Raw genomic sequence first — 23,018 nt, forward strand, 5'->3', positions numbered from 1 at the left:
ACTAATCTCCCCTCATGCGCTGCCCGGCCGCGGCCGCATGCGCGCTCAGTCCTTCCGCCTCGGCCAACACCGCCGCGGCGGCGCTGAGCCGTTGACCGGCTGGCAGCGACAGCCCGATCAGGCTGATGCGCTTGACGAAGTCGGCCACGCTTAACGGCGAAGCGAAGCGCGCGGAGCCTTCGGTCGGCATGATGTGACTGGGGCCGGCCACGTAATCGCCCAGCACCTCGAAAGAGCCTTCGCCCAGGAAAATGCCGCCCGCGTGGCGCACCTGGCCGATCAGCGCCCAGGGATCAGCCACGAGCAGGCAAAGATGCTCTGGCGCGTACGCGTTGGCCAGCGTTACGGCCTGCGCCAGGCTTTCGGTGATGACGATGCCGCCGCGGCCGCTGAGCGACTGCGCGATGATGTCCGCGCGGCTGAGTTCCTCGATCTGGCGGCCGATCTCAAGTTGCACTGCTGTGGCCAGCTCCGGCGACGGCGTCAACAGGATGGCCGAGGCCAGCACATCATGCTCGGCCTGCGCCAACAGATCAGCCGCGACCAGGGCAGGGCGCGCGTTGGCATCGGCAATGACCATCGTCTCTGTGGGGCCGGGGATGCCGTCAATGCCCACGACGCCGTAGACCTGGCGCTTGGCCAGGGTGACGAACAGCCCGCCGGGGCCGACGATCTTGTCCACGGCGTGCAGCGTGGCGCCGCCGTAAGCCAGCAGACCGATGGCCTGCGCGCCGCCCACCGCCCACAGTTCATCCACGCCGGCCAGCGCGGCCGCAGCCAGGATCACATCGGGCACGCGGCCGCTGGCGCGGTCGGGCGGAGTGACGGCCACGATGCGCTGCACGCCGGCCACGCGCGCGGGCACGGCCGCCATCAACAGCGACGAGGGCAGCGGCGCGGTGCCACCCGGCACATACACGCCGACCGAGTCCAGCGGGCGGATCAACTGCCCCAGGACGCCGTCTGCGCCCGCATCCATCCAGGAATCCATCGGCTGTTTACGATGAAAGGCTTCGATACGCTCGCGGGCCAGCCGCAGCGCCTCGACCAGTGCAGCCGGCAGACGCGCCAGCGCGGCCTGCTGCTCCGCACGGCTTACGGTCAACGTCGCCAGGGTGACGCCATCAATGCGCTGCGTCCATTCCCGCGCGGCCGCCTCGCCGCGGCGGCGCACATCATTCAAGACGCGCGTCACGGCTGCTGTGGGCGTCAGATCCTCGCCAAAGCGCCGCCGAATGCCGTCGCGCACGACATCGGGTACGTCCTGGTCGTCCCACGCTGCGCGGCGTAACACTGTTTGCTGTGCGTGCGCCAGGTCGGTAAAAACCGGAATGAGTGGTCCTGCCATGGTTTTGTTCCCTGCCAGATAATCTCAGTTCATCAGCGCGCGGCGCAGGCGTTCCAGCAGCTCGCTGATGCGGTCGGCCTTCAGGCGATAGCTGGCCCGGTTGGCGATCAGGCACGCCTGCGACTCCATGATGGTGCGCAGCTCAACCAGGCCGTGCGCGCGCAAGGTGTTGCCGGTTTCCACCAGGTCAACAATCAGGTCGGCCAGGCCGACAACCGGCGCCAGTTCAATGGAGCCACTGAGGGCAATGATCTCCGCGGAGATGCCGCGTCCCTGGAAGTAGGCGCGCGCCAGGTTGGGGTATTTGGTGGCGACGCGCGGGTTCGGCTCCAGGCGCAGCGGCCGCGGGGGCCGATCCGCCCAACCGGCAACGACCAGGCGGCAGTGGCCGAACGGCAGGCGCAGCGGCTCGTACACGTCACGACCGCTCTCGCGCAGCACGTCTTCGCCCACCACCCCCAGATCGGCCACGCCATACTCGACATAAATCGGGACATCGCCAGGCTTGGCGAGCAGATAGCGGACGCGGCCGGCCGCGCCGGGAATGATCAGACGCCGGCTGGCGTCGCCGTCGCTCGGATCGTCGGCGTCACGACCGTAGCCGATCTGCGCCAGGAGGGCGAGGGCCTGATGCTGCATGCGTCCTTTGGGCAGGGCAATGGTCAACTGTTGCGCGTCGAACGTGGAATTTTGCATCGTCAAGCCCTAACCCGGACAAGCCGGAGCCAAATGCTTCAACGCAAAGGCGCCACGGTGCAAAGACGCTAAGAAAACGCGTTGCGGCTTTGAGCCTTTGCGACTTCGCGTTAGAATTTCTTGCTCGCTTTACCAGAATTTCACTGATAAGATACTAACCGCTGGTACGTTGCCCGTCGCCGGTCATCATGGCGTCTCCCGCAGCGTAGCCAAAAAGTCGGCAAGCGTCCAGGTCTGCTGCCCCGCGGCGGTGAAGAGACTGACGCCCTCGTCATCCAGCCAAAGCAGCCGGGGAATGGCGCGCTGCTGCGCCACGGCGCAGAGGGCGTCTGCGCTGCGGCCGAGCAAATCCACGTCAATGATCTGCCCTGCGGCGCGCTGCGCGGCCATCCACGCGTGCAGCGCCGCAGCATCGGCTCCCGGCGCGGCGCCCACCAGCCAATCCGTCGTCAGCGTTGGCGCGGGCGCTTGCTGCAGGCGGCCGGCCTGTCGCAGGCGCTCAACCACGAGCGCACAGCCCACGGCCGGTAAGGGTGGGCCAAAATGACCGATCAAATTGTCATAACGACCACCGCTGCACAGCGCGGCGCCCAGGCCTGGCGCAAAACCTTCGAAGGTGATGCCCGTGTAGTAAGCCATGCCCCGCACCTCGCCCAGGTCAACCGTAACATGGGGCGTCATGCCGGCCGCGGCCACGCGCGCATAAACCGCCTCTAGATGCGCAACCGCGGCCGCCATCTCGGTCGTCAGGCAGATTTCCAGCGCTTGGGGAAAAACTTCGGCGCCGCCGGCCAGGCGCGGCAGGGCCTGCAAGGCGCGGCGCGCCGGCAAGGTCAGCGGCAGGGTGGGTAAGAGGGCGGCCAGATCGCCCTGACGTTTGCGGTCAATGGCGTCGCTCAGCGTCTGTGTGGCTTCCGGCGTCAGGTTGAGGGCGGCGAGCAGGCTGTGGTAGAAACCGATGTGGCCGATAGTCAACTGAAAGGCGCGCAGGCCCGCGGCGCGGAGCGCGGCGATCGCCAGGCTCAGCACCTCGACATCGGCGGCCACGGTGCCGGCGCCGATCAACTCGAAGCCAGCCTGGCTGAATTCGCGTCGGCGGCCGGCCTGCGGTTCTTCATAGCGAAAGACGTTGCCGATGTAGAACAGGCGCAGCGGCAGTGGTTCATCATACAGCTTCGTGCCTACCGCGCGCGCCGTGGGAATCGTCAGGTCGGGGCGGAGGGCCAGGGTTTGGCCGTCACGATCTACAAAACGGATCATGTTGCCGGCCAATTGGCTGCCGGCCGGCCCGGCGACGACTTCGGCGTATTCGAGCGTCGGCGGAATAATCTCGCTGTAGGCCCAGCCCGCGAACGTCTGGCGCAGGTTCATTTCCAGGGCGCGCTGCTGCGCCGCATCCTCAAGAAAAAGGTCACCGACCCCATAGGGTATCTGGCCCGTTATCAACACAGCCTCGCTTGACAGTAAAAAAGACTGGTTGAGCTTAGCATAGCCCTGGTCAAAAGTCAAAGCGGGTGACAGATGCGACGATGCAAAATGTCGAAAATTTCCTCTTGACAAACCGATCCGGCGGTGTTATAAATGAGCCAGCGATCATCCCGTCTCCCGGCTTTGCGACCCGGCGGGCAGTTTGCACAGCCCGCGCAAGTCCTCCCTGGCCTAAAACATCCTTCTGGCAGTCAGGCAATCTCCCTGACCCCGCGTCGTTCCGTTTGCTGCGTGAAAGGAGTCTGTCATCATGACCCGCCCCGTGTTTGCCATTTTCCATCTGTTGGTTGTGCTCAGCCTGGCGCTGCCGCCGCTGCGCGTGCAGCCTGCCCCTTTTGTTCCTTCGCCAGCTAGGCCGGCTGGTGAGTCTCCTGTCATGGAGTCATTCAAACCGACGCCGCCCACGGCCACGCCGACAGCCACGGCCGAGGCGCCCTGCCTGGGGTTGGACTGCACGCCGACGCCCACCGCCACGGCGACCGATGCGCCGCCCACAGCGACGGCAACCGGGGTCGCACCGCCTTGCCTGGGGTCGGACTGCACGCCGACGGAGGCGCCGCCGAGCGTCACACCCACGTGGACGCCGACGCCCACCGCCACGCCGCCCCCTGTCGGTGTGGATGAGGTATGGGCCATGCCAGACCAGGAGAGCCGCTTGCAGAGCGGTGATGGGCGGGTGGTGCTCGCTATTCCGGCAGGTGCGGTCAGCGCGCCGACCCTGGTACGCTATGTATCACATGCTGCGGTCCCCGATCAGCCGTCGAATCTCAGTTTCCAGTTTGAACTGATTGCCACAGAACTATCTGGTGTTGAGATCACACAATTTCTCACGCCGCTGACGCTGAACTATCGCGACCCGACGGCAGGCGATGAAGGGACGCCCTGGCCGCCGGGGGCTGCGCTGTTCTACCAGGACACGGCCGACGGGCGCTGGGTCGTCTTGCCAACAAGCGTGGATCAGGAGCAGAGAGAACTGACTACCATGCTGACGCACTTCACGCTGTTTGCGGCAGGCAACAGCATTATCCCGGAACCCGCGCCGGGAATCAAGGGGATGCAGTCGCAGTTGTACAACGGCGCCTGGACCGTCAGCTACCCGATCGAGGCGCCGCCGGGGCCGGGTGGGCTTGCGCCTGGGCTGAGCCTGGACTACAGCAGCCGCAGCCTGGCCGGCGGCGGACATCATCAGTTGGCCGGCTGGGGCTGGGATCTGGGCGGACTGAGCTACGTCCTGCGCGACCTGAGCACAGGCAAGTACAGCCTGACCCTCGACGGCGTCACCCACGAATTGGAGGAACACGGCGGCTATTTCTATAGCGTGCAGGACCCCTTCCTCAAGATCCGCCGGCCAACCGCTTCCAACCCGGACTATCCCGTCATGGAGTATTTCGACCCCAGTACGCCAGCCAACCCCTTCAAGACGATTGACTTGCCCCAAACGCCCGGGCAGTACAACCGGGACAACCAGGTGTGGGAGGTGACGACCGAGGGGGGCGTCACGTATCACTTCGAGCCGATGCTGTACGTGCGCGACTGCAGCGGCGGGGATTGGACGCCCTCGACGGAACAGCGCGTGGTGCACCGTTTCACGAAGTGGATGTTGACCGAAGTGCGCGATACGACGCCGGCCACAGCCAATCGTGTGACTTTCAGCTATGACTACGAAGGCACGCTGCTGGCAGTCAATGTGCCAGTGTGTCCCAATGATTACACCAGCGATGCGCGCATCCAGGTGCGCGCGGCGCGGGTGAAGGAGATCAGCTATGGGCCAGGCGGCATCTTCAAGGTGCAGCTTGCCTACCTGAACCGAGAGGATCGGGCTGAGCACTTCGACGAGACCGGGTACCAGGTCTTCTGGACACGGAAATACCTGCAACAGGTCGAAGTGCGCGCCAACAATACGCTGCTGCACAAGGTGGGGCTGGGCATGACCGCGTTCACGAACCCGGCCGCGCCGTCGCAGAGCCGGCTCTATCTGAGCACGATCACGCGCTATGGCGCAGACAACAGCACCTTGCCGCCAACGACCTACACCTATGGCAGCGGCACGACGGATGGATTCATGGCGGCGGTAGATAACGGCTACCATGGGCGCGTGGAGATTGCCTATATCAGCTCGAACGGCGGAATGGTAGTGCAGCAGGAGCGGCGGCGCGGAGGCGGGAGCGATCCTGACATCGTGACGCAATACTGGTACACGACGACCTGGGACAGCGAGGCGGGGGGCTTTGCCGAAGCGGAAATGACGCTGGTAGGGAGCGGCGCCTTGATCGGCAGCGGCCAGCCGGACACGCGTATACGGCAGTGGTTCCACACCACGACCAACCTGCGGCGTTGGAAGGGTAAGTTGTACAAGGCAGAAACCCGGGCAGGCTCGGGCGTCACGAACAACTTGCTGGCGCGTACACTGCAGACCTGGAACGAGACCAACGTGGGCACACCGGGTGGGATGACCTTCGTTTATCTGCAAGACAAGACCGAATACGTCGTGGACCCCAACGGCACGGACCCGCCGACACGTTACACCAAGACCGTGTATGTCTATGATCCTGCGTATGGCAACCTGCGACTGAGCAGGCTGTACAGCGAAGCGGCGCCCACGACACCGTATCGCACCAACGAGCGGGTCTATTTCCCACGCAACGACGCCACGGCTTACATCGTCAACCAGGTAGCGGAGGAGAAGCTGTGGGAGGGAAGCGAGGCCGGGATATGTCGGGGTCAGAGCCGTTACGTCTACGACAACAACAGCGGCTATGCGGCGTATAACCAGGCGCCGACCAATGGACAATTGAAGGAGGTGTGGGAGGCGGGGCAAGGGGGAACGGCATGTAATACCAACTGGGTGCGATCGGCAGCCTACGACTACGATGCGTGGGGCAACCGCACGAAAGAAACCGCCGCCAACGGTCGCACCGTGACAACCGTCTTCGATAGCACGTTTCATGCCTATGCGATGAGCGTGAGCATACAGCCGGACAGCCAGTTGGGCGGCGCGACGCTGACGACGACTTACACACGTTACGGCATCAATGCGGCAGCGGGGGGCAACGGGTTGGTGGGGCAGGTGCAAAGCGAAACCGATGCCAACCTGGCGGTCACGCGCTACACCTACGATACATTTGGCCGGCTGACAGAGGTGCGCAAGCCCGGTGCGGGGTTCAGCAATCCGGCCACGGAGCAGATTGTCTACACGACCGACCAGGGATTGTACGTGCAGCGACATTTGCTGCGCGATGACGGCAATGGCGACGCCAGCGCGAGTGCGACCTACCTGGAAGAGCGCACGTTTTACGACGGGCTGGGGCGTGCGCGGCAGACGCAGAAGGAGTACGATGGCAGCCAGTGGAGTCTGGTGAGTCAGCGTTACGATGAGCTGGGCAATCAAGCAGCCGTGTCGGCCCCGTACACGGGGACGGTCAGCGGCGTGGCGTATCAGGCGGTGAATTGGAATGGCCTGGCAGCCACCTTGTCAGCCTACGACCGCCTGGGGCGTATCCGGCAGGTGACGCAGCCTGATGGCGCGACGGTGCGCACCTACTACCAGAACCGGCAGACGGCCGTGATTGATGCGGTGAACCATCAGACAATTTCGGAATACGATGCTTGGGGCCGGCTGGTCAGCGTCAAGCAGTACGATCTGACGCTGGCGGCGGGGGCTACACCGAACTGGGGAGCGACGGTCTACGGGCAGGCCAGCTACAGCTACGATGTGGCGGACCGGCTGGCGCAGATGACCGGTGCGGATGGGGCGATAACCGCCATCGGGTATGACCTGCTGGGGCGCAAGACGAGCATGAGCGACCCCGACATGGGGGTGTGGAATTACGCCTACGATGCGGCCGGCAACCTGAAGCGGCAGGCTGATGGCCGCGGGCAGCAGATTTGCTTCTACTACGATGGGCACAACCGCCTGGCGGGCAAGCACTATCGCAGCGATGCGAACTGCCCCGGGGCAAAGCCGACAACCTACGGAGCAAACGCGTTGAGCGTGGAATACCTGTACGACGGCGGTGCGAACGGCAAAGGGCGACGCACGCAGGCCGATGTGTACACGGCAGGCGGTGCGCTCGACAATCGCATCGCCTGGACGTACGACATCCGCGGCCGGGTGACGGCGGAAACCCACACGATTGACGGGGCGGCGTATGCCCTGGGCTTCACGTATGATTCCGCCGATCGGCCCTTGAGCCTGAGCTACCCCGCGCAGAGCGCGGAAACGGTGAACCTGGCCTATACGGCGCAGGGGTTGCCGGGGCGCCTGTACAGTAGTGTGGATTATGTGCAAAGCGGCAATGCAGTGTATGATGTGGCCGGGCGGTTGACACAGCTGAAGTTAGGCAAGCAAAGCAGCAACAGCGATCCGGTGGTGCAGGTGGGGTTCAGCTACTACCCCTGGACGACCATCACCGGGCAAGGGCGCTTGCAGCAGCTGACGGCTGGGATACCGGGGAACCTCAGCAGTTTGCAGGACCTGACGTATGCCTACGATGCGGTCGGCAACGTGGATTGGATTAAGGACTGGAAGGCTGGCGGCCCACAGCTACAGGACTTCACGTATGACCGGCTGAACCGGTTGGTCAACGCCGTGGCGAGCGGTGGTGCCAATGGCGCCTACCCAACTGAGACCTATGGCTTCGATCCCAACGGCAACCTGACCACCAAAACCGGGTTGGGCACGTACAGCTACGGTGTGCAGGCGAGCAGTTGCCCAGAGGGTGCGCTGAGCAAGCCGCATGCGGCGGTGACCGCGGGCAGCAGCAGTTACTGTTATGACCAGAATGGCAACATGCGGCGGCGCACGGTCGGCGGCAGCGCGTACACCCTGACCTACGATGCCGAGAATCGGCTCGTCAGCATCAGCGGCGCGGCAACGGCCAGCTTCGCCTATGACGCCGACGGCAATCGCATCAAGAGCGTGCTGAACGGCGAGACGATCACCTACGTCGGCAGCTTGTACGAGAAGAAGGTGGTCGGCAGCACGACGACGCACACGAAATACTACACCTTCGGCGACCGGCGCATTGCGCTGCGTGCGGCGGGGACGTTCTCCTGGCTGCTGAGCGATCACCTGGGCAGCACCGCAGTCACCGCGGACGGCGTCAGCGGCGTGCGCACCGCGGAACTGTGGTACAAACCCTGGGGCGAGTCACGCGGCACGCCCTTCGGTGCGACACCAACGACGTACCGGTTCACGGGTCAACGCGAGGATGCGAGCATCGGTCTGTACTTCTACAACGCGAGATACTACGACCCGGCGCTGGGGCGGTTCATCAGCGCGGATACGATCGTGCCGCAGCCGGGGAATCCGCAGAGTCTGAATAGGTACTCCTATTCGGCCAATAATCCTTTACGTTTTGTGGATCCCTCGGGCCACTACGAATGTGAGGGAGCCAACAACTGTAATGGGCCTGATCCCGTGCTGCCATCGGCGCCGCCGGCTTACAGCGGGCCTTGTATCAGCGTCGTGTGTTTGCCAACTCCCACTCCTGCGCCCGGAATGACGATACCTGGAACTCCGGTCCCGCAATGGGTTGCTCCGACGGCAACCCCATATGCGGGAGCATGGGTGGGGCCAGGGGGCCCCTGGACGCCAACCTCGACACCACATCCGTATGTACCGCCTATGGAAAGGGTCAACAAGCCCGCCACGCTCTGGGGCATTGGTCAAGCCCTATACTCGGACATTCCGGCGTTAGTAGAAAAGTATTCGGGAACTGTCATCCGTGCTGGCGGTAGATCGCTCAACTATGCGCCGCCCGGACTCATGACGACATTAGGATACGCCGCCTCTGTTGGGCCGAATGTTGTACAACATCTGAAGCAGGGCGAGAATCTGACAAGTTCTGAGTTGCTGACGGACGTAGTTGTTGATTCCGGTGGGTGGGCTTTAACATTGGGAACCGGGCCTGCTTTGAGTTTCACAGGAGCATCGATTGGCTCTGCTGCTCTACCCGCGGGACCTGTCATTGGGGGCGTGGTCGGGTATCTCGTAGGTACGGTAGGTATGAGCCTATACTGGGACATTCAGATCGCACCCGCTATCAGACCAACTGTGCGGAGTTGGTTCGGAAACTGATTCAACAGCTGTCCACTAGCGTGTCTGTGGGCGTTTCGTACAATAAACCCGTGTAGCAGCTTGTCGGAGAATGATTGACACTCCGCAGCACAGGGCCTGTGCCCGTCGCTTGTGCCAAATTCGACCCGTCAGGACATTCATCGAGAGCCAGAATGTGGCTTCTTGTCCCACCGACAGGGACTTTCCGACAGGCTGCTAGCGGATCCAGATGCACCAATAGCCAGGAGGCATATGTATGTTCTGGAAATCCTCGATGAACCTCTCGCATACACACTACTCATTCTTTTTTTGGTCACTTTTCGGACTCTTACCCACCTGCCTTGGGTTTGGTCTATTCACAATCTTAGCGATTATCCCCCCTATCTGGCTGTGGTTGGCCATCCTCTTAATTTGCCTGGTTGGTGTTGCTCTACACATAACATCAAAACGAGTGGTATACATGAGGATGTACCAGGTGTTTATCGTCGGACTTATGGCACTTACCTATGGGGGCCTGCTTTGGGCAGCACTCACGCTTCACCAGTCGTTTCAAGTTAGGGTGATGGTCGGATTGCTGATTGTGGTCATGTTAGCCGGGCTGGCGATCGGGGGCTATCTAAACCTCAGGCAACGAGTCGATCTACAGCATATGCCCTTTGGCCCAGTTGGAACGATGAACGAAAAAACCGGCGTTGTTGATCCCTATCGTTTAGCATCCCCTGTACAGAAACAGCAAGACGAATTAAACCGGCTATCGTCTGTGCTGCGGCGATGGAATCCTTTGGTTGCTGGTTTGTCGATGCTGTTGGTGAGTGGACTTCCTTCATCGGGGATTGCCCTCTTGATCGCCCTGATGGCTTTGGCTACGGCAGTCGGGGGCGCTGTGGTAACCGGCGGTTGGTTTGCCCCGGTGGTTGCCTGCCTGCGCTGGGAGAGAGAGCACGGTAAGCACATTGTCGTGAAACATTAGATTGGCCTGGCTAACGATGGATGTTGCTGTGTAGGATTGCCTCTATGCCCAATGATCCAGCCCGCGATCGCGTATACCTTCTGATCTACTCAGGCCATGAAATGCTAGGCCACGGTTCACGCGAGTACTATCATCATCGGTCCTCGATTCAATAGAGAGGCGTATCGTGCGGCTATTGAACAAGCCGGTGGTCAGTGTCAGTCTCGACCTTTGTTTTTTGGCCTAGTCAACGTCAATGCAGGCAACATTAGGAAAGGATTGGGCAAACTCGTGCTGACCTACGACGCCGAGAACCGGCTGACCGGCATCAGCGGCGGGGGCGTCACGGCCAGCTACACGTACGATGGCGATGGCAACCGGGTCAAAGCGGTGATTGGCAGCAGCACAACGGTGTACGTGGGGGCCATCTACGAGCAGACGACCAACGGCACAAGCACGACGATCACGAAGTACTACCAGGCCGGCGGTCAGCGGATTGCGCTGCGAGTCAATGGGGTGGTGCGCTGGCTGGCGACCGATCACCTGGGCAGCACGGCCGTGACGGCCAATGAGACCGGCGCACGCATTGCGGAGCTGCACTACAAGCCGTGGGGAGAGAGCCGCTACAGCTTCGGCGCGACGCCGACGCAGCGGCGCTTCACCGGGCAGGTGCTGGATAGTGTGGCGGGTGGGTTGTATTTTCACAACGCTCGCTAATACGACCCATCGTTGGGGCGGTTCGCCAGTGCGGACACGATCGTGCCGCAGCCGGGCAATCCGCAGAGCTTGAATCGGTACAGCTATGCGGACAATAACGCTCTCAGGTTCACAGACCCTACGGGGATGTTCAGCGAAGACGAGATCGAGGCATACTTGCGCGCTCAGTATGGCGACCAATGGCAATCATACTGGGACGCCTGGCACTCTGACCAGGTGTTCTGGCAGATGCTGGAGTTGGCCGATTACGACGATGTGCTTTTCGCACCGACCACCTCTCTCACATCTGGGACATTTGTTCATGTCGGCAACACCTTTGGCTTTTCCGGCCAACACGCTCTCTACGAGTACCAGGGCTATGGGCCGTATCGTCTGACGAATGCCAATGGCACGGTTGACAAGCAAACCGTGCAATCTCATATTACTGCTCATCCGGTTGATACTGACCCGACACGGTACCAGACCTGGGAGCAGCCATTGTATCGCTATGATGCCAAGGGAGTACACTTCTCCGGGTACTACCGAAAAGTAGCGTATCATTGGAAGGGAGGCGCACCTGACTTCAAGGTGCTTTCTGGTTCAGGCATGCCTTGGGCTATCATTTCACTACTTCCTATGATGGCAAAAAAGGCGGGTCTTGGTGCGATTTGTCCTTGGTGTACACCAATTTCGGCTATTGGGTTTGTCAACAATGCCATTTCGGTAGGATACGTTTTACAAGTGGACTACCTTGATAAGCGGACATTCATCGGTTCGTCGGACCCGTATCTGAATCAGAACAACCTATGTTATCCTTTGATTTCGCCTGACGATGAGTCCACCGATCTGCGGAGGTAATCAAAAATGAAGCAAGAGACATATCCCGCGGCTGAGGTAACAGAATCAGCGCCAAGGCCGCCAAAAGTCGAGCACTACACACAGCTACTTTATCTTAGCTTGGTAGTAGATGTGTCTTTTCATCTGGCGCGTTTCATTGGTATCTGCGGGGGGCTGGCCATCCTATGGGGAATCATCTTCTATGGTGGCATCCATTTCAATGACCCGTGGATTTTTTACTCGATTTTGATCTTGATAGGGCCGTTGGCTATTCTGAGAAAACGTGTAAACGGCCGCCTGGAGGTCGAGAGGCGCCACCTTGAGATAGATAACCAAGAGGAAGAACGCTAACCGGAATGTGCCAGTGAAGGCTGAGACAGTTCAAAGGTCAGATTCAGTATGCAACAGGCTGGCCGTCAGCGGGTGGCGTTGTGGGTCAACGGCGCGGTGCGCTGGCGGCTGAGCGATCAGCGGGGGGTGCGCATTGCCGAGCTGCGCTACAAGCCGTGGGGGGAGAGCCGCTACACCTTCGGCGCGACGCCGACGCTGCGCCGCTTCACCGGGCAGGTGCTGGACAGTGTGGCTGGTGGGCTGTATTTTTACAACGCCAGATACTACGACCCGGTCATCGGGCGATTCGCTGGTGCGGATACGATCGTGCCGCAGCCGGTGAATCCGCAGAGTCTGAATCGGTACAGCTATGTCGGGAATCAACCGACCGCTTATGTTGACCCAACAGGACACGCACATTGTGTGGACGCGGATTGTGCAGTCACATGGCATCCCACCAAACATCGCTACATGATCAGCCTTGGCGCATCTGGTGTTCGTAATGTCGCGCACAGTATCGTCGCTGACCTGGGAGGACTTGACGATCTCGAAGCAATGTCCATGATTTCTGACGTGGCGGCTGGCGTCTACCGAACTTGGGACCGTTTCATGCCTGAAGTGGGAAAGATATTCACGGGATCACCCGCTTACGGAACCTTTGGCCTGATAGCGCCAGGTTTCTCAACCATGCTCGGATTGGGCGGCGGTGGCTGTGCCGGCGTTGGGCGGGAACCGCATGATTGTCCAAATAATACTGCCTACTTTCACGATACCGGCTTCCATCTGGACTTTCGCGATGGTCACAACCAACCGTATCATGTATGGGGGTACATCGCTCAGACAACGACACCCGGAGATGCCATTGCCTTCGAACTGAACTTCACTATGTCTCAGTGGGGCAATCTCATACATGAGGAAGTGCAAAGTAAGCTCAACTGGGATCACGGATGGGGAACTAGCTGGCAAGACTGGGTTCTTTCAGAAGCCGGGGTAGCTATCGGATACAAGATCACCTATGGCCTGATTACATCTCCGGCGGAGTTGGGTGATACGCTCAGACGAGACCTCGGTTCACACGGTTCTGGCAGCCACGGTAAGCTCCAATGGTTGGAATCGAACTACGGAAAGCTACGAGGTTCACCATGAACAAGCGAACGGCTTCTGGTGGAACTGTGGCAAGAATGGCGAGCAAGCATCTATTCATTGTTGGCCTTGCTCTGTTGCTGTTTGCCTCATGCGGATGCACCCTACCAATTTCTATCGCCAGGCTGCGGAAACCAGATTTGTCGAAATACACCACGCCCCTTGATTCCGACACCATCCAGGACATCTGCACGGCCTTCGAACTGAGGGATAACCGTCTATGTACGCAAGATGGGCCAGTGTATGCTCCTGATTTCTTCCCTATCATTCTTTCGACGTTCGAACGCGGAGTGTCCACGCGTGACGATGTCAAGGCCAAGTTAGGGCGCTATGAATATGGATGTGAGTTACCCACTTATGTGCCAAGTTTGGAACTGACCTATTATGTCTGCAGCTACGATCTTAACGGTGATCGAGTGTTCCCTGTGGTGATCTTCTATCTGGATAATGATATTGTCTGGCGTATGACCGGCACGATAGGCGATGATTAGAGATCGTTGCACTTACAGCCGTCAGCGGCAGTAGCACGACGATTACGAAGTACTACCAGGCTAGCGGTCAGCGGATTGCGCTGCGGGTCAACAGCGGTGGCGCGCTGGCTGGCGACCGATCACCTGGGCAGCACGGCGGTGACCGCCAACGAGGTCGGTGCACGCATCGCCGAGCTGCGCTACAAGCCCTGGGGCGAGAGCCGCTACAGCTTTGGCGCGACGCCGACGCAGCGGAGGTTCACCGGGCAGGTGCTGGACAGTGTGGGCGGCGGGTTGTATTTTTACAATGCGAGATACTACGACCCGGCGCTGGGGCGGTTCGCCAGTGCGGACACGATCGTGCCGCAGCCGGGCAATCCGCAGAGCTTGAATCGGTATAGCTATGCCCTGAATAACGCAGTCCGATATGCTGATCCAAGCGGACATTATTCAGACGACGAAATCCAACAGTACCTGAAAGATATGTACCACCAGAACTGGGAGTCCTACTGGAAAGCCTGGCTGACAGATCCATACTGGATCTGGGTACTGCATATGGCTCAGGACGGCTATTTATTGCACACCGATCAAGGTGGCAATGTCACTTTCAATCATAGAGTTGGCTCGTTCACGCTCGATCACGGAGAATTGCACGAATATCAAGGAAAGGGAGTATACGCCCTATTCGATAATCACATGAACTTGGTCAAGGATGGTGAGTGGCTACATTATGGATCGCAAGCGGGCACCTTGGGACTCATATTGCAGAATCCAGAAACAGTCTACTATCAACCACTCTACGACTACTCCAACGGTAGCCCGATTTTTCGGGCATGGCAGAAGATCCAAGCACAATGGTCAAGTCAGTTTGTCTGGACCTTCGGGAGTGGCGAACCGTGGCTACTCATGGCGGCCGGGCAGATACTAAGTCAATGGGGGCCGACTGCCGCGGCCGGTTCATTTGTCACCGGCGTTGGCAGCGGATGGGGGATTGTCACGCTGATTGATGCTGTAACGGTCAATATCGCTGACGACGTGTCGTATTCAATGATAACCGATTGGCCGCCTCGTGCCGCGGTGTGTAGTCCGCCCCAAGCAATCCCAGCATATTACCAATGGCCGAACCCGAACGGGGTGGCTTATCCCGCGCCGCGGAGGTGAGGCCAATGGAAGCACTTTCTCTACTCGGGTATCTCGCAGTTGCTACGGTAGGCTGTTTCACCATTCATCGCCATTGGCGAACAAAGGACGCGCGACCTCTTCTGGTTGGACGGATTTTGATCACCACAGGTGCGATCTGCGCCGTTGTTTACTTTAGCTTGAGCTGGCCAGTCGTTAATGTGATCGGTCATATTGCGTTGCTGGGCGGATTACTTTGGGAGATTACTCGGGGTTTCATATCATTTGCCTTGCGACTATCTTCCAAGGACGAATAGATGGCTCACAAGAATGTCATTGGTATACTGGGAGTGTTGTATCTCATCGGTTTAAGTCTCACTGCTTGTGTGTCGGCACAACCACAGATCTCGTACGAAACGACGACCCCTGTTACTGCGCTGGCGCGCACGCCGCAGGGCAAGATCGGTGAGATTGTGCGGGTTGGCGATGTCGCAATCACAGTGATTCAGATCGAACGTGTGACTCAGATGGGTGCTGCCAGTCTGTCACAGTCGGGTGCCGTTTTCGTAGAAGTTGAGCTCATGCTTGAAAGCCAGGCTCGCTCAGGCGTCTACGTCAATCCACTTTTTGCGCGGTTACAGGATGATGTTGGCAACGTTTACAACATCGTTTTCGCCGGAAGGGAACCGTTTCTGGAAACGCGAGTCAATCTGCCGTGGGGCGAGAGAGCACAGGGGTGGGTTACATTCGAGGTGCCGGAATCAGCCAAGGGATTGATCCTGATTTACCAGGCTGTTGGCTGGGATCCCAACGCCAGCGCGCGGATTGATCTGGGCTTGTAAGGACAGATGACAAAAGTTGGGTGGTCACCCCTGTCTATGATGCCCAGAACTGGATGACAAGCGAGGCGCGCAACGCCCTGAACGGGCGTGGTGACGCCGGTTCCGTAAGGTGATTGATGCGTCACCTTGTGACAGTCATGTGTTGGCCACCGGAGGGCGAGCAACCCGTCAGACTTCCGAGGTCTCACAACGGCGCGGTGCGCTGGCGGCTGAGCGATCACTCTTCGGCAAGCGTTCGGCTGAGACCTCGGCGAGCTCGGTCGAGCCGCTCACGCCGAAGGCTCAGGGCAGGCCTGGGCAGCACGGCGGTGACGGCCAATGAGACCGGTGTCAACTCGCGGGGTATGAGAGCCACGCGTTCGCGGGCATATGGAGCCAGGGAGAGCGTCGAGAATACCTGGTTTCTCCAGTTGTTAGAGATCGACTTGGGCAGTCCCGAAACTGCAATCCGGGTGCCGGTGTCGGCTCAATTTGAGCGTTGTTTCATGGTGATCTAAAAGTCGTTGTTAACGAGTGCGCCCGGTGTCGGGCGCAGACGATCAAGTGAGCTGCTCGACTTGACATGGTGCTTGTCTTGCCTAAAATGGGAGTTACCCACCCAGAGAAGGCGAGAGGGTCAGGTCGCCGACCAGACCACCTCGTCTTTTCGTTATCTTTGGCCTGATAGGTGTCCAGTTGGATGGGCCACTCTGAACCAGTGTCACCGGCGGCGCCCTGGGCCTGGCTGAATAAAGCATGTATCACTCCTTGTGCGCCGCCAGGAAGTGGCGGTCACGTGCGCGATAGCTGGCGCCCGTGATGATCATGATCTGGGCGTTGTCCACGAGGCGATCGAGGGCGGCCGAGGCGATCAAAGGGTCTTGAAAGATCTCAGGCCATTCACTCGGTGCGCGATTGCTGGTTATCAGGATCGAGCCCCGTTCGTACCGTTCGAGGATGACGTCAAACATGTCCTCCGGCGCTGGGGGACGCATGGGCTTGAGGCCGAAATCGTCGATAATCAAGAGCGCAGGCCGCAGATAGGTCTGCAGACGCCGGTCGTAGGTTCCATCAGCGCGGCCGGCGTTGAGATGAGCGAGCATCTTGTGGGCGCTGACGAACAGAACGTCGTGGCCGCGGCGACACGCTTCGTGCCCCAACGCTTGAGCCAGATGACTTTTACCTACCCCGGTCGGCCCACAGATCAGGGTGTTGCGGTGTCGCTGGATGTAGGCACAGGTGGCGAGGTCAAGCACCTGCTGACGGTTGATCGTCGGGTTGAAGCCAAAGTCAAAGGCCTCCAGCGTCCTGTCGCTATGGAATGCGGCGCGGCGCAGTCGCAACTGGAGCTGCTTCTGGGTCCGCCGCTCCACTTCGTCCTGAATGAGCCGGTTCAGGAATTCGACGTAGGAGAGCTTGTCCTGGATGGCCTGCTGGTTGCGCAGTTCCAGCGTGTCAAGGATGCCTGACAACCGTAACCGCTTGAGATGGGTATTGAGTTGGTGCGTTAGTTCCATGACATGTCTCCCAGGCCGGGCAAGAGCTCGTGGGCCGAGCGACCGAAGCGCCGCGGCGTCAGTTCAACAACCAATGGGGGGAGTGCAGCCAAGTCCAGGCGCTTTTCCAGGATCTGGCGGATGGTGCGAGTCGTGCAATCCTCGAAGTGCAGCGCCCGCATACAGGCTCGTTCCAGCCGGGGTGCGCCGAACTCCTCGGCCAGGCGCAAGATGCGCCACACCATGCGCAAGCGGTCAAGCGGACGCTCGGCCAGCAGCCGTGCGACCACATCGGCGGTGTGGATGCCGATCTCGTCGGCGCGTTTTTGGCAGGCTTCACGGGTGTTGAGCAGACCGGCGGCCTTGTGAGTCGGCAGATGGTCCGGGTTCGTGAGCCGTTCGCCTGGCGCCTTGGCCGGTTGATGCGTGGCCACGAGGGTGTATTCGCTGAAGATCTGCACGGACTGCAGACCGCCACGCACCCAGACCTGTTGGCCGACCAAGCGAAACGGCGCCGAATAGTAGGCTTTTTCGAATACGACGTAGCAGTCGCGGTGCACCAGGACTTGCTTCCAAACCGCCAGATCGTAGCGGGTGGCAGGTAGAGGTTGCAACGCCATCTTCTCGATCCCCTCGAAACGGTCCGTCGGTTTGGCTTTCGTCGTGCCATGAATCCGTTGACTGGCTATCTTCTCGACCCAGGCCAGCGCCTTGACATTGGCCTCGGTCAGATCGGTGAAGGTTTGACCGGCGAGGAAGTTGCGCTTCACGTAGTGAACGCCGCTCTCCACTTTGCCCTTATGCTGGGGCGTCCGGGGCCGATTGGGTGCAATCAGGAACTCATAGTGTTCGGCAAGGTCTCGGTAGCTGCGCTGCACGACGGGATCTTCCAAAGAAGCTCGCACAATCCCGGCCTTGAGATTGTCCAACACGACTCGGCGGGGCGTGCCGTCAAAGTAGGTAAACGCATTGATGTGCAGCTTCAGCCAGGTCTCGACGGTCTGGTCGAAGACCAGTTCGGCGTACTGGTGTCGGCTCCAAGAAAGCGTCATGACGAACACCCAGGCCTTGCGCATCTCCCCGCTTTGCGGGTCGCGGATCAACCCAGCATAGCCAAAGTCGACCTGGGCCTCTTCGCCTGGCTTCGTTTCGATGCGGATCGTCACGTCGGGCGTCGCCGGTTCCATACGGCGCACGAAGCGCCAGACGCTCGAATAGGTGCCACGATACTGGTGCTGTTCCTGCAGCCGTTGGAAGATCACTTGGATTTCCAAACCCCGTGTTCGCCATTCCCGAATGACTTCCTGAAAGGGAACAATGGTCGAAGCCACTGTAGAGGTTCCGGTGTCTGGCATGGTTGATTGTAAAAGAGCGTGTATCTCGTCTGTCGGGGGAAGATCTCCCGCCAACAATCCCGCCTTATCGGCCCATTCGCGATATTTCTTGACCGTATGCCGGCCAACTGATAGCGCCTTGGCCGTGGCACGATCGCTTTCGCCAGCGCGCAGCCGACGCAAGATTTCGCGTACATCTAACACGTTCGTTCTCCTTCCACTCATCGTCATTCCTTTCTGTTCCGCAATAGCTGCTTGCAAACAGAAGGAATTATCACCGTCTCAGAAGGAGAAACCAAGTTCTCGATTCGCCTTAGTGGCGCCGCATCACGCGAACGACCGGCGTCATTGGCCGCGAATCGGTGGCTCCATATGCTCGCGAACGCATAGCTCCGTATCCTTGCGAACACATGGCTCCCTATGCTCGCGAATCACTGGCGCTCTATGCCCGCGAACAGGTGGCAACTTTACCACGCGAAATGACAACCGGCGCACGCATCGCGGAGCTGCGCGACAAGCCCCTTCGGCAAGCTCAGGGCAGGTCGTGGGGAGAGAGCCGCTACACCTTCGGCGCGACGCCGACGCTGCGCCGCTTCACCGGGCAGGTGCTGGACAGTGTGGCGGGCGGGTTGTATTTTTACAGCGCTCGCTATTACGACCCATCGTTGGGACGGTTCGTTAGTGCGGATACGATCGTGCCGCAGCCGGGCAATCCGCAGAGCTTGAATCGGTACAGCTATGCGGACAATAACGCTCTCAGGTTCACAGACCCTACGGGGATGTTCAGCGAAGACGAGATCGAGGCATACTTGCGCGCTCAGTATGGCGACCAATGGCAATCATACTGGGACGCCTGGCACTCTGACCAAGTATTTTGGTCAATGTTGGTGCTTGCTGATTATGATGACGTGCTGTATGCACCGACTACCTCGCTAACATCTGGAACATTTGTTCATGCCGGCAACACCTTTGGCTTTTCAGGCCAGCATGAGTTGTACGAATATCAAGGCTATGGGCCGTATCGCCTCACGAACAGTCAGGGAACGACCGATAAACTGAATGCACAAACGTCTATCAAGGCTCATCCTATTGACCCCTCCTCACCCAGATACCAGACCTGGGAGCAGCTGCTGTATCGCTATGATAAAAACGGGCCCCATTATTCTGGATATAACCGCAGGGTGACCTATCAGTTCTCAGGCGTGAATCCGAGACTTGATGCTGGCAGCGGCCTGCCCTGGCTAGGTACGTTTGCGGCGCCCCAGCTAGTCAATTTGATCGGCACGAGACTTGGCGCCGGAGCAATTTGTGGGCCGCCTTGTATGTTGGGCATCACGCTGGGGTCAGCTCTTGGTTTCGCTAACAATGCACTCATTTTGCAGTACGACGTACAGGTCAACCTGGCGGATAAGCGGATGTTCCTTCACGCCGATAATGCATGCTATCTGTCTCCTCCAGATGAGTCCTCCGACTTATGGAAGTAGGTGCCATATGAACAAGAACAACCAACATAAGAACGATACTGCTATGTCTGAAACGCGCCACATCGAAGGCCAACGCGAGACTCTGTTACTCTGGTGTGGCATTGTCACGGAAGTGATCTTCTCCGCGGCTTGTTTGTTCGGGCTTGTAGGTACAGGCACAATCTTGTTCGCCCTCATACTAGCAAGAATTCGGGCTGTACCGATCGAGATAAACGGAGGGTGGATTGTGGTTGTGGCCCTAGTATCTCTTGGCCCGTTGTACGCCCTTCGCAGACACATAAATCGGCGCCTTAAGGAAGCCAAACATCACCTTAAGGAGATAAATGTATCGGATTTGCAACGGAACGACCGATGATAGCTCGACTCGCCCCACTGTGCCAATGACTTTGAGACAATTCAAGATTGAACTCCTGGTTTTGGCCCTATAGAAGGCCCTCCAGCCGGTGCTGGCCGGATCTGTCAATTCGATGAGGGGCAAGTGTCATTTCGCGTGGTTAAGTTGCTACCCATTCGCGGGCATAGAGCGCCAGTGATTCGCGAGCATAGGGAGCCATGTGTTTGCAAGGATACGTAGCCACGCGTTCGCGAGTATATGGAGCCACCATCGCGTTGGATGGACAAGGAAACGTTGCAGTACTTGCTGGAGGCGGTACGGGTGGTTATAGTGTGGTCGGCTTCAATAGTCTGGGCCCGAATCTCATGATCACAACAGCGCCTACTGTGGACAAGTTGAAGGGCTTCTCTGTTCAACTCGGTGACCAACTCGGAGAAGTTGCGTCTATTGGTGCAGAGGGCGTTTTGTTCTCTGATGGCGAAAAAGCCTATTTCGGCTTAAACATCGCTGGCGGAGCAGCGCTGGAGGGGCCATGGCCGGGTGAACTTCATGCAACCTTTGAGCATGACTGGCTGATTTTTGGCCCTGCAAACCTCCTTGAAGCACTCAAAAGGCTATGGGAGAAACAACAGCCATGATGATCAGTACAGTCCAAGCAGTCTTCCTCGTCGTGCTCTTGGCGGTTGGTGTTGTGTGTTTGTTCTTGCCAATGACTGTCGTGCAAACCGTCATGCGATGGCCCAAGTTCATCTTTCCGAAGCTATTCCGAGATGAAGAGATCCGCCCCTTGGCCCGAGAAGCCATGCGACTTATTGATGAAGATCCAAGGGAATATGCAAGACGATTCTGGTATCAACTGCTAATGATAAGAGTTTCAGGAATCATTGCCTTCTTGATGTTCTTGACGGCTCTACTCATTGCGCTTGGTTCGCCGCGTAGCGGAATGTGATGGTCACTTCAAGACAACTCCTGAGCGATGTGCCATACTGAATTGCGATGCCGATGATGAGTTCGTTCTTTGATTTTGCTGAGAACTGGTCTGGGAGCCAACAGTCGGAGACGGCATACGGCGGGTGGAGCGCTCGACAATCGCATCGCCTGGGCGTACGACGCTCGCTGCCGGTTGACGGCGGAGAGCCGGGTGATCAACGGAACCGGCGGCGTCACGGCCAGCTACACCCATGATGGCAGAGCCTGCCCTGAGCCTTCGGCGTGAGCTCAGTCGAACGCTTGCCGAAGGGGCAACCGGGTCAAGGAGGCCGTCAGCCCGGTTTTCGGCCACGAATTGCACGAATTGACACGAAACGGCCCTGGAATTCGTGTAAATTAGTGAAATTCGTGGCAGAGGAAGCGGTCAACGGCGTGGTGCGCTGGCTGGCGACCGATCACCTGGGCAGCACGGCGGTGACGGCCAATGAGACCGGCGCACGCATCGCGGAGCTGAGCTACAAGCCGTGGGGGGAGAGCCGCTACAGCTTTGGCGCGACGCCGACGCTGCGCCGCTTCACCGGGCAGGTGCTGGACAGTGTGGGCGGCGGGTTGTATTTCTACAACGCCAGATACTACGACCCGGCGCTGGGGCGGTTCATCCAGGCGGATACGATCGTGCCGCAGCCAGGGAATCCGCAGAGCCTGAATCGGTACAGCTATGTACGAAACAACCCGCTGCGGTATACGGATCCCACAGGTAATTTCACCGATGATGCTATCAAGGCGTATCTGCAGAGCCAGTATGACGATGCCTGGGAACAGTACTGGAAAGCCTGGCTCGCGGATGAAACCTGGATGAATCTGCTCCACGCAGCCCAGGGAGGCGATACGCTCCTTGAAGTGGGATGGGAAAGCGGTTCGCTAGGACTGCGCGTTGAGGATCATTCACGGGCCTATCTGCGTCAGTTCCGCCTCCAGGGAAAAGGCCATGATATTCTCTCAGGTATTTCGCTGGAACAAACGGCGGGTACGCCTGGGCCAGGGAACGTCGGCTCACTCCAGGATCTCTATGCCGCGCAGCCGGGTGGACTCGCTGTGTTGAGTTCGCAAGGCGACGATGGCAACATGACGGCGATCGCGACTTGGGGTGACGCTCAGATCGTCACCTCACAAGTTACCAGAAACAATGTGCGATTTCAGAAAGCGTTCCAGTGGGGATTCAATGCGCTAGTGACAGAGGTCTTCCCGCCCTGGGTGCTGGCAGACGTCGCTCAAGCCTGGTTTGACCCGGACATCAGTTCCTTGCCAGGATTCACAGAAGGGGATCGCACGCTGATGGTACAGCTTGCGGTTGATGTGCAAGGTCACAGACTTACTGCTGGCTACTCCTCAATGTTCCGGGGTAGCACGAACCTGTACGGGGCGTGGTCTTTCGGGGCCACTTGGTCGCCGACACTGCCACCTAAGTAGTAAAGGTGTTGAGGG

At 59.3% G+C, this 23,018-nt stretch carries 18 protein-coding genes and 1 pseudogene; 14 read left to right on the forward strand and 5 right to left on the reverse strand.

Going from position 1 to position 23,018, the window contains the following annotated elements:
• Position 1 precedes the first annotated feature (1 nt).
• From hisD to hisZ, 3 genes are all read right to left on the reverse strand, one after another.
• A complete protein-coding gene (gene hisD, locus ACPQ6D_RS02130; RefSeq protein ID WP_423222626.1) occupies positions 2 to 1,348 on the reverse strand; it encodes a histidinol dehydrogenase in 1,347 nt (448 codons plus the stop codon).
• Between the two features lie 24 nt (positions 1,349 to 1,372).
• Positions 1,373 to 2,044 carry an ATP phosphoribosyltransferase gene (gene hisG / locus ACPQ6D_RS02135; protein ID WP_423222627.1) on the reverse strand — a complete coding sequence of 224 codons (672 nt, stop codon included), beginning with the start codon at positions 2,042 to 2,044 and terminating at the stop codon, positions 1,373 to 1,375.
• A 186-nt stretch (positions 2,045 to 2,230) separates the two neighbouring features.
• Positions 2,231 to 3,493 (reverse strand): ATP phosphoribosyltransferase regulatory subunit, encoded by a 1,263-nt coding sequence (hisZ, locus tag ACPQ6D_RS02140; protein WP_423222628.1) that lies wholly within the window; start codon positions 3,491 to 3,493, stop codon positions 2,231 to 2,233.
• Between the two features lie 289 nt (positions 3,494 to 3,782).
• On the opposite strand from hisZ, the gene ACPQ6D_RS02145 reads away from it, so the two are divergent.
• The 10 genes and pseudogenes from ACPQ6D_RS02145 (at position 3,783) to ACPQ6D_RS02190 (ending at position 15,976) form a co-directional block, all read left to right on the forward strand.
• Positions 3,783 to 9,611 (forward strand): RHS repeat domain-containing protein, encoded by a 5,829-nt coding sequence (locus ACPQ6D_RS02145; RefSeq protein WP_423222629.1) that lies wholly within the window; start codon positions 3,783 to 3,785, stop codon positions 9,609 to 9,611.
• Between the two features lie 235 nt (positions 9,612 to 9,846).
• Positions 9,847 to 10,560, forward strand: coding sequence for a hypothetical protein (locus tag ACPQ6D_RS02150; RefSeq protein WP_423222630.1), 714 nt, complete (start codon positions 9,847 to 9,849; stop codon positions 10,558 to 10,560).
• A 270-nt stretch (positions 10,561 to 10,830) separates the two neighbouring features.
• Positions 10,831 to 11,256, forward strand: a complete 426-nt coding sequence (locus tag ACPQ6D_RS02155) for an RHS repeat-associated core domain-containing protein (RefSeq protein WP_423222631.1) — start codon at positions 10,831 to 10,833, stop codon at positions 11,254 to 11,256.
• Between the two features lie 12 nt (positions 11,257 to 11,268).
• Positions 11,269 to 11,373, forward strand: a pseudogene (locus ACPQ6D_RS02160) (RHS repeat-associated core domain-containing protein); the annotation flags it as partial.
• A 9-nt stretch (positions 11,374 to 11,382) separates the two neighbouring features.
• Positions 11,383 to 12,093 (forward strand): hypothetical protein, encoded by a 711-nt coding sequence (locus tag ACPQ6D_RS02165; RefSeq protein ID WP_423222768.1) that lies wholly within the window; start codon positions 11,383 to 11,385, stop codon positions 12,091 to 12,093.
• 6 nt (positions 12,094 to 12,099) lie between these two features.
• On the forward strand, positions 12,100 to 12,423 hold the full coding sequence (locus ACPQ6D_RS02170; protein ID WP_423222632.1) for a hypothetical protein: 324 nt from the start codon (positions 12,100 to 12,102) through the stop codon (positions 12,421 to 12,423).
• 48 nt (positions 12,424 to 12,471) lie between these two features.
• The gene (locus ACPQ6D_RS02175; protein ID WP_423222633.1) at positions 12,472 to 13,548 is read left to right on the forward strand and encodes an RHS repeat-associated core domain-containing protein; all 1,077 of its coding nucleotides are present in this window, start codon (positions 12,472 to 12,474) and stop codon (positions 13,546 to 13,548) included.
• Positions 13,545 to 14,036, forward strand: coding sequence for a hypothetical protein (locus ACPQ6D_RS02180; RefSeq protein WP_423222634.1), 492 nt, complete (start codon positions 13,545 to 13,547; stop codon positions 14,034 to 14,036). Before ACPQ6D_RS02175 ends, ACPQ6D_RS02180 begins: the two co-directional genes overlap by 4 nt.
• Before the next feature lie 96 nt (positions 14,037 to 14,132).
• Positions 14,133 to 15,176: an RHS repeat-associated core domain-containing protein gene (locus ACPQ6D_RS02185; RefSeq protein WP_423222635.1), complete on the forward strand. Its 1,044-nt coding sequence runs from the start codon at positions 14,133 to 14,135 to the stop codon at positions 15,174 to 15,176.
• 275 nt (positions 15,177 to 15,451) lie between these two features.
• Positions 15,452 to 15,976, forward strand: a complete 525-nt coding sequence (locus ACPQ6D_RS02190) for a DUF4352 domain-containing protein (protein WP_423222636.1) — start codon at positions 15,452 to 15,454, stop codon at positions 15,974 to 15,976.
• 740 nt (positions 15,977 to 16,716) lie between these two features.
• Here the strand turns inward: ACPQ6D_RS02190 and istB are convergent.
• Together istB and istA are read right to left on the reverse strand one after the other, a co-directional pair.
• The gene (gene istB, locus ACPQ6D_RS02195) at positions 16,717 to 17,472 is read right to left on the reverse strand and encodes an IS21-like element helper ATPase IstB (protein ID WP_423222637.1); all 756 of its coding nucleotides are present in this window, start codon (positions 17,470 to 17,472) and stop codon (positions 16,717 to 16,719) included.
• On the reverse strand, positions 17,463 to 19,016 hold the full coding sequence (istA, locus tag ACPQ6D_RS02200) for an IS21 family transposase (protein ID WP_423222638.1): 1,554 nt from the start codon (positions 19,014 to 19,016) through the stop codon (positions 17,463 to 17,465). The genes istB and istA overlap by 10 nt, the downstream gene beginning before the upstream one ends.
• Positions 19,017 to 19,195: 179 nt before the next feature.
• Here istA and ACPQ6D_RS02205 point away from each other — a divergent pair, with 179 nt between their 5' ends.
• The 4 genes from ACPQ6D_RS02205 to ACPQ6D_RS02220 all read left to right on the forward strand — a co-directional run bounded on the left by ACPQ6D_RS02205 (position 19,196) and on the right by ACPQ6D_RS02220 (position 23,003).
• The gene (locus ACPQ6D_RS02205; RefSeq protein WP_423222639.1) at positions 19,196 to 20,269 is read left to right on the forward strand and encodes an RHS repeat-associated core domain-containing protein; all 1,074 of its coding nucleotides are present in this window, start codon (positions 19,196 to 19,198) and stop codon (positions 20,267 to 20,269) included.
• A 609-nt stretch (positions 20,270 to 20,878) separates the two neighbouring features.
• Positions 20,879 to 21,241: a hypothetical protein gene (locus ACPQ6D_RS02210; protein WP_423222640.1), complete on the forward strand. Its 363-nt coding sequence runs from the start codon at positions 20,879 to 20,881 to the stop codon at positions 21,239 to 21,241.
• Positions 21,238 to 21,552 carry a hypothetical protein gene (locus ACPQ6D_RS02215; RefSeq protein ID WP_423222641.1) on the forward strand — a complete coding sequence of 105 codons (315 nt, stop codon included), beginning with the start codon at positions 21,238 to 21,240 and terminating at the stop codon, positions 21,550 to 21,552. The genes ACPQ6D_RS02210 and ACPQ6D_RS02215 overlap by 4 nt, the downstream gene beginning before the upstream one ends.
• Positions 21,553 to 21,932: 380 nt before the next feature.
• Entirely contained in the window at positions 21,933 to 23,003 is a 1,071-nt protein-coding gene (locus tag ACPQ6D_RS02220) for an RHS repeat-associated core domain-containing protein (protein WP_423222642.1), read from the forward strand.
• The last annotated feature ends 15 nt before the right edge of the window (positions 23,004 to 23,018 follow it).

This window comes from Candidatus Amarolinea aalborgensis (assembly GCF_900491745.1).
GTDB classification, from domain to species: domain Bacteria; phylum Chloroflexota; class Anaerolineae; order SSC4; family Amarolineaceae; genus Amarolinea; species Amarolinea aalborgensis.